The organism is Sphingopyxis sp. (genome assembly GCF_025869345.1).
Classification (GTDB): Bacteria; Pseudomonadota; Alphaproteobacteria; order Sphingomonadales; family Sphingomonadaceae; genus Sphingopyxis.
Genome location: NZ_JAOZVW010000152.1, coordinates 11,640 through 25,010, shown reverse-complemented (window position 1 = coordinate 25,010; position 13,371 = coordinate 11,640). Strand labels below are relative to the sequence as shown.

Annotated in this window: 13 protein-coding genes; 9 read left to right on the top strand and 4 right to left on the bottom strand. The window is 62.2% G+C overall.

Annotation, left to right across the window (positions count from 1 at the left end; genetic code table 11):
* The first annotated feature begins 26 nt into the window (after positions 1 to 26).
* The 4 genes from ligD to OJI97_RS16930 all read left to right on the top strand — a co-directional run bounded on the left by ligD (position 27) and on the right by OJI97_RS16930 (position 3,492).
* Entirely contained in the window at positions 27 to 1,922 is a 1,896-nt protein-coding gene (gene ligD / locus OJI97_RS16940; RefSeq protein WP_297665438.1) for a DNA ligase D, read from the top strand.
* On the top strand, positions 1,919 to 2,749 hold the full coding sequence (xth, locus tag OJI97_RS16935) for an exodeoxyribonuclease III (protein ID WP_297665436.1): 831 nt from the start codon (positions 1,919 to 1,921) through the stop codon (positions 2,747 to 2,749). The genes ligD and xth overlap by 4 nt, the downstream gene beginning before the upstream one ends.
* A 9-nt stretch (positions 2,750 to 2,758) precedes the next feature.
* Positions 2,759 to 2,995, top strand: coding sequence for a GFA family protein (locus OJI97_RS19040; RefSeq protein ID WP_367184783.1), 237 nt, complete (start codon positions 2,759 to 2,761; stop codon positions 2,993 to 2,995).
* A gap of 305 nt (positions 2,996 to 3,300) precedes the next feature.
* Entirely contained in the window at positions 3,301 to 3,492 is a 192-nt protein-coding gene (locus OJI97_RS16930) for a hypothetical protein (RefSeq protein WP_297665434.1), read from the top strand.
* 25 nt (positions 3,493 to 3,517) lie between these two features.
* Here the strand turns inward: OJI97_RS16930 and OJI97_RS16925 are convergent, their stop codons facing one another.
* Positions 3,518 to 3,826: a plasmid stabilization protein gene (locus tag OJI97_RS16925; RefSeq protein ID WP_297665432.1), complete on the bottom strand. Its 309-nt coding sequence runs from the start codon at positions 3,824 to 3,826 to the stop codon at positions 3,518 to 3,520.
* Between the two features lie 470 nt (positions 3,827 to 4,296).
* Here OJI97_RS16925 and OJI97_RS16920 point away from each other — a divergent pair, with 470 nt between their 5' ends.
* Positions 4,297 to 5,172, top strand: coding sequence for a Ku protein (locus OJI97_RS16920; protein WP_297665430.1), 876 nt, complete (start codon positions 4,297 to 4,299; stop codon positions 5,170 to 5,172).
* Between the two features lie 31 nt (positions 5,173 to 5,203).
* Here OJI97_RS16920 and OJI97_RS16915 read toward each other — a convergent pair whose 3' ends face one another.
* A complete protein-coding gene (locus tag OJI97_RS16915; protein WP_297665428.1) occupies positions 5,204 to 5,446 on the bottom strand; it encodes a KTSC domain-containing protein in 243 nt (80 codons plus the stop codon).
* Between the two features lie 26 nt (positions 5,447 to 5,472).
* Between OJI97_RS16915 and OJI97_RS16910 the strand changes: the two genes are divergently transcribed.
* Entirely contained in the window at positions 5,473 to 6,417 is a 945-nt protein-coding gene (locus OJI97_RS16910; protein ID WP_297665426.1) for a GNAT family N-acetyltransferase, read from the top strand.
* A gap of 313 nt (positions 6,418 to 6,730) precedes the next feature.
* On the opposite strand, the gene OJI97_RS16905 is transcribed toward OJI97_RS16910, so the two are convergent.
* Both OJI97_RS16905 and OJI97_RS16900 read right to left on the bottom strand, forming a co-directional pair.
* On the bottom strand, positions 6,731 to 7,273 hold the full coding sequence (locus tag OJI97_RS16905) for a DUF488 family protein (RefSeq protein WP_297665422.1): 543 nt from the start codon (positions 7,271 to 7,273) through the stop codon (positions 6,731 to 6,733).
* On the bottom strand, positions 7,270 to 7,869 hold the full coding sequence (locus tag OJI97_RS16900) for a uracil-DNA glycosylase family protein (RefSeq protein ID WP_297665420.1): 600 nt from the start codon (positions 7,867 to 7,869) through the stop codon (positions 7,270 to 7,272). Before OJI97_RS16900 ends, OJI97_RS16905 begins: the two co-directional genes overlap by 4 nt.
* Positions 7,870 to 8,608: 739 nt before the next feature.
* Between OJI97_RS16900 and OJI97_RS16895 the strand changes: the two genes are divergently transcribed.
* Genes OJI97_RS16895 through OJI97_RS16885 form a run of 3 tightly spaced genes read left to right on the top strand, consistent with a single transcriptional unit; the run spans position 8,609 to position 13,317 of the window.
* Complete coding sequence (locus OJI97_RS16895; protein WP_297665418.1) at positions 8,609 to 9,403, top strand: hypothetical protein; 795 nt, start codon at positions 8,609 to 8,611, stop codon at positions 9,401 to 9,403.
* Positions 9,400 to 9,954 carry a hypothetical protein gene (locus OJI97_RS16890; protein WP_297665416.1) on the top strand — a complete coding sequence of 185 codons (555 nt, stop codon included), beginning with the start codon at positions 9,400 to 9,402 and terminating at the stop codon, positions 9,952 to 9,954. Before OJI97_RS16895 ends, OJI97_RS16890 begins: the two co-directional genes overlap by 4 nt.
* Positions 9,955 to 13,317, top strand: coding sequence for an ATP-dependent helicase (locus OJI97_RS16885; protein WP_297665414.1), 3,363 nt, complete (start codon positions 9,955 to 9,957; stop codon positions 13,315 to 13,317).
* The last annotated feature ends 54 nt before the right edge of the window (positions 13,318 to 13,371 follow it).

The window sequence follows — 13,371 nt, the reverse complement described above, 5'->3', positions numbered from 1 at the left end:
AAGCCGCGCCTGTCGGTCTAGACACCATGGCTGCAGCAACCCGCCCGTCGCCTCGCGGAGGCGCTTCCCCGAAGCCACGGCGGAGAGCTACCAAAGCCGCACCACAAGGCTTAAAGCCGCCTCCCTTCCGCGCCGTCCAGCTCGCCACGCTCGTTGACAGGGTTCCCGCCGGGAACGGGTGGTTGCACGAGATGAAATATGATGGCTACCGGCTGCTGATCGCCATCGGCGGCCGCGAGGCACGCGCCTATACGCGATCGGGCCTCGATTGGTCCGAAAAATTTGCGCCGTTGCTCGAAGCGGCTGCCGGGCTCAAGGTCAGGTCCGCGCTCATCGACGGCGAGGCCGTGGTGCTCGATGCCGACGGCCGGTCCAATTTCCAGTCGCTCCAGAATGCGCTCAAATCTTCGCCCGATGCGATCGATTATTTTGCGTTCGACCTGCTCGAACTCGACGGCGTGGACCTCGTGCAGCTGCCGCTCGTCGAGCGCAAGGCGAAGCTCGCGAGGATCCTGCCCAAGGCGGGCAAGCGCATCCGCTTTTCCGAGCATATCACGGGCAGCGGCGAAAAGCTGATCGCGAGTTTCTGCAGCGCGGGGCTCGAAGGTGTGATTTCGAAAAAGGCCGATGCGAGATATGTCGGCTCGCGCGCCGGAAGCTGGCTGAAGACCAAATGCATCAAGCGTCAGGAATTTGTCGTCGTCGGATGGACGCCATCGGACAAGTCGCGCAGCTTTCGGTCGCTGATGCTCGGCATCCACGAGAAAGGCGAGTTACGCTACGCCGGCAAAGTCGGGACGGGTTTCGATACCGCCGAACTCTTTCGCCTCCAGGAGCTGATGAAGCCGCTTGCCCGCAAGGAGCCGACGGTCGCCGCCCCGCGTCCAGAGACGCGCGGCGCGCACTGGATCGAGCCGAAACTCGTCGCCGAGATCGCCTATACCGAGATGACCCGCGAGGGCACGCTCCGGCATCCGAGCTATCTCGGGCTTCGCGAGGACAAGAAGGCCGAAGCGGTGGTACTCGAGACCGAAGCCGAGACGTCCGAGGCCAGTGCCGCGTCCCCGGTTCCGATCAGCAACCGCGACCGCGTGATCTACCCCGAGGCCAATCTAACCAAGGGCGCGCTTGCCGATTACTATGCCGCCGTCGCGCCGATCATGCTGCCTTGGGCGGGCTCGCGCCCCATCAGCCTCGTCCGCTGCCCGCAGGGGCGTGCGAAGAAATGCTTCTTCCAGAAGCATGACGCCGGCGCCTTCGGCGACGCCGTCAAGCAGGTCGCGATCGTCGAGAAGGACGGCGAGGAAGAGCCTTATCTCTATATGGATACGCCCGAGGGGTTGCTCACCTGCGTCCAGATGGGAACGATCGAGTTCCATGGCTGGGGCGCGCGGATCGAGGATGTCGAAAAGGCCGACCGTCTCGTTTTCGACCTCGATCCCGACGAGGGTCTCGATTTCGAGGCGGTGCGAAAGGCCGCCTTTCACTTTCGCGACATATTGAAATCGATCGGGCTCGAGACCTTCCCGATGCTCACCGGCGGAAAGGGCGTCCATGTCATCGCGCCGTTGGTACCGCGCGCCGAATGGGGCGAGGTGAAAGACTTCGCGCACCGGCTCGCGCAGGCGGTGGCGCAGAGCGATCCCGACAATTTCACCGCAGCGCTCCCGAAGGCGCAGCGCAAGGGCCGCATCTTCGTCGATTATCTGCGCAACCAGCGCGGGGCGACCGCTGTGATGCCTTATTCGGCGCGCGCGCGCGAAGGCGCCCCCGTCGCGGCGCCGATCTGCTGGAAGGAGATGGAGACGATCGACAAGCCGTCGCATTTCCGCATCACCGACGCGAAAGAGCTGATCAAGCAGGCATCGCTGAAGGCACTGCAAGGCTGGGGCCGCGCCGCGCAGGAGCTTCCCGACCTGTGAGGATCGCGACCTATAATGTGAACGGGATCAACGGCCGCCTTCCCATACTCCTTAAATGGCTGAAGCTCGCCGAGCCCGACATCGTCTGCCTGCAGGAACTGAAGGTTCCGCAGGAGAAATTCCCCCAGAAAGCGATCCGCGATGCGGGCTATGACGTGATCTGGCACGGGCAAAGCCGCTGGAACGGGGTCGCGATGCTGAGCCGTGTCGGCGAAATCCACGAGACGCGGCGCGGGCTTCCGGGCGACCCGGACGACGAGCAGAGCCGCTATATCGAGGCGGCGGTCGGCGGCGTCCTGATCGCCGGCTTCTACCTTCCGAACGGCAATCCCTGGCCGGGACCCAAGTTCGACTACAAGCTCCGGTGGATGGCGCGGCTGCACGCGCATCTCGGGACGCTGTACGATCTCGAAGCACCCGTCGTCGCATGCGGCGACTATAATCTGATCCCGACCGACGAGGATGTCTACAAGCCCGACAATTGGAAGAAGGACGCACTCTTTTCCCCCGAAGCACGCGCCGCCTATCAAGAGCTGCTCGGGCAAGGCTGGACCGACGCGATCCGCCACCTCCATCCTGACGAGCGCATCTACAGCTTCTGGGCCTACTGGCGGCAGTCGTTCGAGCGCAACGCCGGCATCCGCATCGACCATCTCCTCCTCAACAAGGCCGCGACGAAGCGCCTCAGGGCTGCCGGCGTCGATACGCGCCCTCGCGGCTGGGAGAAGACGAGCGATCACGCCCCGGCGTGGATCGAACTCGGCGAAGCGCGCCGCACGCGTATCGGCAAGACAGCGAAAGGAAGCGGCGATGCGTCGACAGATTAGGACCGCAAGATGCTGACCGGCGGCTGCGCATGCGGACAGATCCGCTACCGCCTTGACGCGGAGCCCTATGACGCCGGGTGGTGCCATTGCCAGCTGTGCCAGCGCCTGTCGGGGTCGGGAGGCATGGTCTTCACGACCGTCGCGCTTGCCCACTATAGGCTCACTCAAGGCGATGATCGTGTCGGCCGGTTTGCGTCGACCGACTTTGGCATGCGAACTTACCGTATCGACTGCAGCACCCGCTGACGATCCATGTCGCCCATCAACCACTCGAAATCGATATCGCGGCCGGCTCGCTCGACGACCCGGAAGCGGTACAGCCCGCCTTCCATCTTTACGCCGCATCGGCGCCCGCCTGGGCGCAGCCGATCGACGGGCTTCCGCGCTACGACGCGCTGCGACCGACGACGCGCGGCCTTCGCGCCGGCCAAACCGAGGCGTGACGGACGCAGTTATCATGGAGCCGGAACCAAAGGTCATATCGGGGATTCGAAGAGATGCGACAGATGCTGGCATTCCGCCTTCCCGCTGGTCGCGGAGGCAGGTAGGCGATGCGGGTAATCACATTGTCGTGCGTGCCGCTGGCGCTAGTGCTGGCAGGATGCAGCGAAAAGATCGAGGGGCAAGAGATCGAAAACCGCGGCGGGGTCGTGAGCGAGCGACCGGACGACGGTAGCGGCCCGGAGGATGGGGAGATAAGCGGCGACGACGTCAAGATGCAGAGTCCCGTCGGCATCGACTGATCTGCACACTAAGACTGTATCGCGTTTACCGCATCCGTTTCAGCCTTTTGAGCAGCGGCGGCGTTTCCCACCCCTTCTTCGCCGCGACCGAACGTGATGCGGCGCTCTGGCTTGTGCCGCTCTTGCGGCCTCCTTTGCGCGCCGACACGTGCGTATCCTTCTTCCCGCGGCCCGAGCCCGATTTGTTGCCGCCATCCGATTCCTTGTTCACGGTCGCCCAGGCCTGACTCTCCGCTTCCTTCTTGCCGACGCCGCGCTCTTCATAGCTTTCCTCGATTTGCGCGGCCTCGCGCTTCTGCTTGTCAGTATAGCTCGATTTGTCACCGCGCGGCATCGCCTGTCTCCTCTCTGTCCCTCGACGACGCTGGACCCGGCCTAGGGTCCAGAAGTTCCAGAAACGCGCACGGGCCTGACTCCGTTGACTCGGACTAGGGGAATCATATCATTGGATTGCTGCTGTCGATCGATCGTCCGCAAGGAGGCCTGGCAAGTCGAGCGCGGGATGGCCGTCGCCGCGCGCGGCCGAATAGAGAAGATTCCAACGGTCGCGGCAAAAACACCTAGTCAGGGCACGCGGCAGTTCTGCTGCGGGAAGCCATGCCAATGGTGCCTGGCGGGTCGCGGCGCGCACGGCGCCGCCTGATGTTTCTACGCTCATATCGGATCGGCCCACACAGAGACTTTGCTGCCGGAGTTGATCGAGATTTTACCGCCTCAGTGGGCGAACTCCGGATTCAGCAGGCCATAGCGCGGAACGTCCGCCTGCATCGCGGATTGAAGGAATCTGGTTCAAAGGAAAAAATCATGGCTGCACGACCCTATTGGAAAGGCCAGATCCGCTTGGCGCTGGTTTCGATCCCGGTCGAAATCTATTCGGCAACCAAGAGCGGCGCGACGATCGCGTTCAACCAAATTCACGAACCGTCGGGCCAGCGCATCAAATATGAAAAGGTCGTGCCGGGCATCGGCCCGGTCGACGTCGACGAGATCGTCAAAGGCTTCGAATATGCGAAGGGCGAATATGTCCTACTCGACGAGGAGGAGATCGAGGGCGTTAAGCTAGAGAGCAAGAAAACGCTCGAACTCACCCAGTTCGTCGAGGCGCAGGACATCGACGAAATCTACTTCGAAAAACCCTATTATGTCGTCCCTGCCGACGATCTCGCCGAGGAAGCCTTCATCGTGCTGCGCGAGGCGCTTCGCCGCAGCAACAAGGTCGGGCTCGGCCAGCTTGCGATGCGCGGGCGAGAATATGTCGTCAGCATCAAGGCGTGCGGGCGCGGCCTCGTGATGGAGACGCTACGTTACGCGGACGAGGTCAACAAGGCGGCGAGCTATTTCCGCGATATCGGCGACGGCGACCCGGACGAGGAACTGCTCGATCTGGCGACGACACTGATCGACAAGAAGACCGGCAAGTTCGACGCGAGCGATTTCCACGACCGTTATGTCGAGGCGCTGCGGGACCTGATCGACCGCAAGAAGAAGGGCAAGACACTCAATATCGAGAGCGCAGACGGCGACAAGGAGACACGCGGCTCCAACGTCGTAGACCTGATGGCGGCGCTCAAGAAATCGATCGGCGACGGCAGCAAGGCAAAGCCTGCCGCGAAAAAATCGCCGGCCAAGGCTGCCGCGAAGAAGGCGCCCGCGAAGGCGCCGACGCGCAAGCGCGCCTGAGCGTACGGGCGAGCCCGACATGCCGACCCAGTCAGGCGTTCGGGCCGAACCTCCGCCGCTCGGGATCGCGCCGGAAGCGATAGCGATCCTTGATACGCTCGTTGAAGAAGCTTCCCGCCGAAGCCGCGCGGCAGAATGCCTCGAACAGCGCCGCGGGCACGCCCTCATAGATATACTTACCCGTCCCGCGGAAGGATATGCACAATGTGCGGGCCTCGTCGTCGTAGATGATCCGGTCGATGATCGAGCTTTTGGGAAATTGATGTGCGCGCATGGCAACACAGCGCATTCACCGGCGCGATGTTCCCCAGCAACCCGCATGGCGAGCGCACGGCAATGAAGGAAGAGATCGGACCTGACGAACTCCGCGCAATGGCCGAGCATCGCGGGATGAAGCTCGTCCGCTCGCGCAAGCGCACGCCCGGGGTCGGCGATTACGGCAAATACGGTCTGACCAACGCGTCCGGAAAGCCATTGCTCGGGATTGGCGAGGCTGGCCTCACCGCGTCGGCTGAGGAGGTCGAGGAATATTTGCGCGGTGGCACGCTCAGCAGCTGGAAGCTTTCGGCCGAGACGACACCCGATGCCAAGACGCTCAAGAAGAAAATAGCTGTTGCTGATCGCCCTGATGACGAAGGCCCGATGCGTCGGAGAACATCGTCATCCCCACGCCGCAGCCAGGTCGAGGTGCCCAAAGCGCCGGCCCGCAGAGAACCGCTACCGGCCGACCGTCCAGCACGTGCGAAACCCGCACTGCGCATCGTCCCGAAAGAGCCTCCCCCGCCCGAGAAAAACCTCGTCGTGCGTCCGGCGAAGACCGCCGATGCCGCTCCGGTTGCGAAGCTGATGAATCAACTGGCCGGACCCAAAGCCGACAAGGCTCGCGTTACCGCGAATATGGAGTTGCTGCGCAAATCCCGGGGACAATTGCTGGTCGCCGAGCAAGGCGCGGTGATCGGTTGCTGTGCCTGGGCGGTCGTGCCGACGATCCAGCGCGGGCCAATCGGCCGCATCACGCTCCTGCTCGTCGACAAGCCCGAGCGGCGCAGCGGGGTCGGGACCGCGTTGCTGTCCGCTGCCGAAGGCGCGATCGCCAAGGCAGGATGCCGTGAGATCGAGGCGATGAGCGACATCATGGTCAACAATGCCCATAATTTCTTCCGGTCGCTGAAATTCGAGCAGAAGAGCTACCGGTTCGTTCGCATCATCGAAGGCAGGAGCAGCGATAGCGCACCAACACGATGATCATCTTTCCGCCGTCGACAGCAAGCCTCCGCACGGCACCACGACGTTGTTGCCGATCACGGGTCGGGTGCGCGCTCCCCGCTGCCGCCGTCGAACGAGCGCAATGCGGCGAGCACAACCCACCGCGGCAGTTGGCCGCTTGCGGTCGGACCGGTTTGGAGCACCGATAAAAAGGAAGCAGGCGTTGCCGCAGTTGGTCGTCCCAACAGGCACTCCCAAGATTGCAGTCGCGCAATTCAACCCCCATCGCCAAGTCACCATCGCGCCTCCGGCCCCAGGCCAGCAAGCCCGCTCTTCGTAGTACCGCGGATGATCATCGTTCCGGCGGATAAACAAGATGGCCACCTTCCGGGCGTGCAGCGGCGGTAAGCTTCGCGCGCTCGGTTCGCCCCGGCGCCATCAAATGCAGCACCTCGCGTCCGTCGCTTAGAAGATAATCCCCGATGATCCGCCGATGGCATCGCCACCAGACAGCTTCAGCGCACATGATCGCGCAGCGCTGCTTTGCGCTGAGATCGAGGAGACGCCGATAGCCGGTCCCGAAGGACTTCGAGAAGGCATAGTCGGCATAATTGCGGAAGCTCTGGTTCTGCCAGAAGGCATTAAGCGCCGGATCGACCCCGGGCTGCCGCGGGCGGCGGCCGCCGAGTTCGGCGATATGAATGTGCCCGATTTGATAGGGCGCCAAGGTCTCGGGCAGCGTGGCGAGATTATAGTCAGGATTCGTCCGCGACTTCGGAATCGAGCGCACGTCCGCCAGCATCGTCACTCCGGCATCGCGCAGCATAGCAATGAAGGTTTCGATCGGCCGTGTCGAATGGCCGATCGTGAAGATTGGTAACATCGCGCGGCTCACTCGCCGTCCGTCGGCAGGGCCGCGGTGACGCACCGCCGCAGTTCCGGGAGAAGCTCGATCTCGAACCATGGATTTTGCCGCATCCAGACCTGCGACCGCCACGAGGGGTGCGGAAGCGGAAAATAGTGAGGCAGGAAGTCGCGATAACGGCGGACGCGGTCGCCGACCGTTCCGAGGCCGAGCACGGCGTTCTGTGCATAGCTGCCCACCAGGAGCGTCAGGCGAACGGCCGAAAGCGCGCTCAGAAGGCGGTCACGCCATAGCGGCGCGCATTCCGGCCGCGGCGGCGCGTCGCCAGCCTGGCCCCGTCCTGGGTAACAAAACCCCATCGGCACAATCGCTACCAGAGCCGGATCGTAAAATTTGTCCGATGAGAGTCCGGTCCATTCGCGCAGCCGGTCACCCGACCGGTCGGAAAAGGGAATGCCTGACTTATGGACTTTTGAACCCGGTGCCTGGCTCGCAATCAGCAGGCGTGCGGTCGCCGACGCTTGGAGAACCGGCCGGACGCCGTGAGAAAGCTGCGCCGAACATGCGTCGCATCTTGCGATTTCATCGAGCAGACGATCGATCGGTTTCGCCGAGGCATGTTGCATGTCCATAAGAATTCAACGCCAGCAGCAGCGCCAGGTTGCCCATACCGCTTTAGAAACCGCATCCCTCAAGTCCGGTTCGCCCGATATCCGATACCAACATGGGTTGATGGAAGCGGTGGAATATGTCGGTTAGGATCGTCGGTCCGACGATCGCCCTACGACCGGAGTATCGAACGATGTTTCCTTTTGAGCGCGTTAGGCGCGCAGGGAGGCGGGGGCGCAGGCCCTCAGTAGCCACGTCCGTAGCGGACGTATGAGCGGGGGGCGCAGGTGATCGAGAATCGTCCGACACTTGATCTGGCCGATCTGCGCGAGGGTCGTAGCGCCTAGCGGGACGCTGGACCGTTGACACGGATCGGGCTCGTCAAGAACGCAATATTGCCGGAAGCGCGGCCACTAATGTTGCGCATACCGCGATGCCTCTTCGCGTGGAACCACTCCAGACCGTGACCCGTCGCTGGAAACGCGTACGACTGGCCGATTGCAGACCGGCAGGTTTTGGAGCGGCGGAACGCTATAGCTGCCCTTGGCGCTGCATAATCTCCTGTTAGGAGCCGCCAGAAAAATTCGCGACTGATTCAAGTCGAGAGGCGACCTATCGCTACCTCTCATGTCCTTTGAATTTGTAACGGACCTTTTTCTGCTGGTCAGTCGCCGCGGTGGATGCAAAATATGCATTCGAATGGGGCGAGTGGAACAAAAATGAAACATTCATTTCCGGGTTGGGGAAATTCCTCCGATGGCGATCCTACCGATGCACGGCCCGTCTGAAGCTGGCGGAGCCGCATCGCTCGTTCGCCCGCTTACCAGGCGGCGCAAAAAGAATGGAGCGCTGTATGTCCGACCCGCAGAAATCGAGACTGGAATTGCCGCAGCCTATATGCGGCCGCTCGCAAATCTCGCTCAAGATAATGCCATCGCGAGCGAATGCCTTTTGCACTTCGCCCGTCATTTTCGGCCGAACGGGCCGAGCTCAAGCTATGAGGCCATCGTGACTGCCCTGCTGGAACGGGTCGATCGGCAGGTGCGAGGACGGATAGGCGGTATCCCCGAACACCGCAGGCGCGACGTTCGCGAGCGCGTCCGCGACGAATTGCTGGTCCGTCTTGTTGGCGGGACCGACGTTCTCGATATCTTCGAATGCCGTTTTGCCATGGCAATTCGCACGCTGACTATCGACGCCATTCGTCATTTCAAACGCATCGATGGTTCGGAAGTCTCGGCCGAAGCGCTTGTGCCGGCCGAGAGCGATGACAGCGCCGAGGATGTGATGGGCGCGATCCTTTTCCGGCGAGACGGCAGCCGTATGTCCGAGGCCGAGATAAAGGTGGAGTTGACCCGGTTGCGGCCTCTGCTGACTGAAAAGCAGTTCACCGCCATGGTCGCGGTGCATTATCTGGGACTCAAGGAGGAATCGATCGATCCGGATGAAGTGACGGCGGAAAAGCTCATGAAGATTACCGGGCGAATGGTACGCATTCATCTGAAGGCCGCGACCGAAGCGATCACCAAACATATGGAGTCGGGACAATGACCGACCGTTCTGAGGAATTGACGAACATCCTGCTGGAGCTGGGTGTCGACGGCGACGTATCGCCGGAAGCGGTGCGTCTCGCGATGGCCGCGCATCCGGAGTATGCCATGGAAATCGCGGCCTTCGCTCTGGAATGGCATATCGATGAGGAGTCCGAGGCGCAGGTCGATGTCCCGCTACCTGCTGCTGATCTGTCGCGCCTTTGGCAGGGGGCTGCTATTTGCGATCCCTTCCAAGGCAAGTCCCCGCAGGAATTGAAGAGTCTTGCCCAGCAACTCGATCTTCCGATCGCGATTCTGCGACAAATCTGCCGCCGGATGATCGATGCAGCCACGATCCCGCTCATCCTCATCGGCGATCTTGCGCACTATCTGCGGGTCGAGACCGGGACCCTGTTCGGATTCTTGGATCTCGAGCCATCCTTGGCGAATACGGAGTATCGATCGAGCCAGACCCCTCAGGCTCTTGCCAAGATATCCTTCGCAAACGCAGTACGAATGACGCCGATGAGCGCAGAGTTGCGCGAGAAGTGGCTGACGTTGGCAGAATAGGTGGAAAATTTCGACGCCATCAGGCGAGCGGCGGCCGAACTTCGCCTCAAAGTCGACCCGGGCTTCACCGAACTGCACGCTGCTGAGGTGGTCAAGCGCGCAATCGAACAATGTGAATTGACGGTCGAAGAGCTCGATCCGGACGATCCGGGACTGGCCGGATCGATCGGCGTTCTCGATCGAACATTCGGCCTCGTTCTGGTGAGCAATGCACTCGAACCCGCGGCGCGGGAAGAAGTGATCGCGCATGAAGTCGGCCACTTCACAGTCCATGAGGCGCCGCGCCCGACTGTGACCGACGGCTACAACGCACCGGGCGCGGGTGACCCGGCCCAGAGAGTTGAAGCCTATGGCATCAAGGAACGCCGCGAAGCGCAGGCCAATGTCTTCGCACGGGAGCTCCTGTTGCCCAGGGCGCTTGCCCGACAATTGTTCATGGCCGGCGAGCGCGCGGCGGCCATAGCGGACCGGCTTGGCATTCGCCGCGAAACTGTCTTCCAGCAGCTCACCGATGCGTTGCTGCTTCCGGACATGAATGCGGCTCTGGGCAACGCCTCCCGCCCTTCATCTCCTCCGGATCAATTTCAGGAGGAGGCGATCGTTCACCGCGGCGAGGCGTTCCTGCTTGAGGCGGGTCCCGGCACCGGCAAGACGAAAACGCTGGTGGAGCGGATATCTCGACTTCTCAAGAACAAGGAGGCGCAGGCCGACGAGATACTGGCTCTGACCTTTTCCAACAAGGCTGCGGGAGAGATCGCCGATCGTGTCGAAAAGGCGGCGGGTGCCGCAGCGGCGAATATCTGGACAGGGACCTTTCATGCCTTCGGTCTCGAGCTGCTTCGCAAATATCACGAGACTTTCGGCAAGGGGCAGGACCCGAGGCTGATCGACGGCAGCGAAGCCATCCATTTGCTGGAAGACAGCCTGCCGACGCTTCCCATCGTCCATCTGCAGAACCTGTTCGAGCCGGCGCTTGCGCTGCGCGACATCTTTCGCGCCATCTCCCGCGCCAAGGACGAACTCGCCAGCCCGGCAGACTATGCTGAGAAGGCCGAGGCAATGGCGAAGAAGGCGGCGGAGGAAGGCGACGCCGACGCCGCGCTCGACGCGGCGAAGGCCGTGGAAGTCGCGCTGGTCTATAAACATTATCAGGCCAAGCTCGATCAGCTTCACGCTGTCGATTACGGCGACCTTGTCATGCTGCCGGCTCTGAAACTTCGCGATGATGCTGAGTTTGCCAAGATCCTTCGAGCGCGTTTCAAATGGATCCACGTCGACGAATATCAGGATATCAATCGCGCCAGCGCCGTCCTGATCAAGGGTCTCGCCGGCGAAGGAAACAACCTGTGGGTCGTGGGGGATGCGAGGCAATCCATCTATCGCTTTCGCGGCGCATCGACCGCGAACATGGCGCAGTTCAAAAAGCACTATCCGGTTTCGCTCCGGCGCAGACTGGGCCGAAACTATCGCTCGACCAAGCCGATCGTCAGCCGCTTCATAGAATTCGGCAACGACATGCAAGTGTCGGATTATGCGCTTCCGCTCGAGCTTGAAACGAACCGAGACGAGTCGGGCACGCCTCCAAGCATTTCCGCGGCGGCAGACACCGATGCGGAAATGGACGAGCTCGCCGGCGCAATCCGCGCGCTGGAGAAGTGCGGAACTGCGCTGAGAGACCAAGCCATATTGGCCAGAAGCAACGGCATTCTCGGGCGCGTCGGCGAGGAACTGGAAGCGCGCGGGATTCCAGTCCTCTATCTTGGCCCGCTCTTCGACCGACCTGAAATACGCGATCTTCTTTCGCTGCTCGCGATCGTGGGCGGGGCCGACGCCCCGCTCCTGCGCGTTGCCGGCTTTCCCGAATATGGCGTTCCGCTCGACGACGTCGTCAAGCTTCTGGGGATCGCGCGTGAGACGAAGCGACCGGTCACCGAACTCATTGTCGATGCGGAGACCTTGGCGGTGTTATCGGTGCCCGCACGTATGGGCCTCGAGCGCCTCGGAAATCACCTGCAGGGATTTCATGCGGGGCACACTCCGTGGTTCGTCCTCATGGAGTATCTGTTCGAGCGAAGCGACTATGTCGTCCGCCTGATGGCCGGTCAGACACCGCGTGACGAGATGCGGCGCGTGGCAGTCCGCCAGCTTGTCGAAGCGATGCGGTCAATGCCGCTTCGCGGCAGCAGGTCCCCCATCAAGCGCGGCTTGGACCGCGTCCGGCATATGGTTTTGCTTGCCGATGACAGGGAGTTGAGACGTCTCCCCGACGAGCTTTCCAGCCTCGACGGCGTTCAGCTGCTTACGATACATGGAAGCAAGGGGCTTGAGTTCGAGGCGGTCCATTTGCCCTGCCTCTACGCTGGCACGATCCCGGCTGCCGACCGGCGACCCCGTTGCCCTCCGCCCGCAGGCCTGATCGACGACAGCGCCGAAACCGACAGTCACATTGCCGAAGAGGAATGCCTCTTTTTCGTAGCCATGTCGCGCGCGCGGACGCATCTGCGACTTTATCGCGCGGCTAGGCGCGCGGGCAAGAATTCGAACCCGTCGGCATTCCTCGAGCGGCCGGGACTTGCACTGCCGGCCTCGGCCGATTGTCAGAGGATTGCCAGAATCTACCCGGTTGTCGCTCCGTCCCCGCTGCCGGTGCCGCCGCCGCCCGCAAAGCTGAGGCACCGCGACATCGAGCGCTACGACGATTGCCCGCGTCGCTTCTATTATGAGCGCGTTGTCGCCCTCCGCGGTGATGCACCCGAAAGTGCCTATCTCGAGGCTCATCGCTGCCTGCTGGCGGTCCTCGATGCGGCTCGTGAAAGCGACGTTGCGCTTGACGCGGCGCAGGTCTCGGCCATCTTCGAGGAGGCGTGGTCCACGAGCCCATTGGTGGGACACGTCTTCGAAGCCTCTTACCGCAACCTGACGGAAGCCATGCTGGCCGGGCTTCTGCCTGTCCTCGCTGCGGGGAGCATGGAAGGCGATGCGAAATTATCCGTCGAGATCGGCGGACGAACGGTCGAGCTGCATGTCGATCAGATAATCGGCGACGGGCCGGGGACAATTTATCGTACAATTCGGGCTGGCAAGCAGAGTAAGGGCGAAGCGGACAAGATCGGAAACAGCCTGCTGCTGGAAGCCGTCAATCGGGGCGCCGGAATGTCTGGCCGCGTCGAAACCTTTCATCTGGCGGACGCCGCGACAACGCCCATAGAACAGACCGACCGGAAGAAAGGCGCCAGGCTCGAAACCAGCCGGACCATCGTCGCAGCAATCGACAAAGGGGAGTTTCCCCCCAAGCCGAGCGACTGGTCCTGCCCGCGATGCCGCTACTTCTTCCTTTGCCCGGCGCCGGTGCCTGCCGCCTGAATTTTTTTCAAAGACCGACTTCCGGGTTCGCCGACCCCGGCGATCAACCTCCTG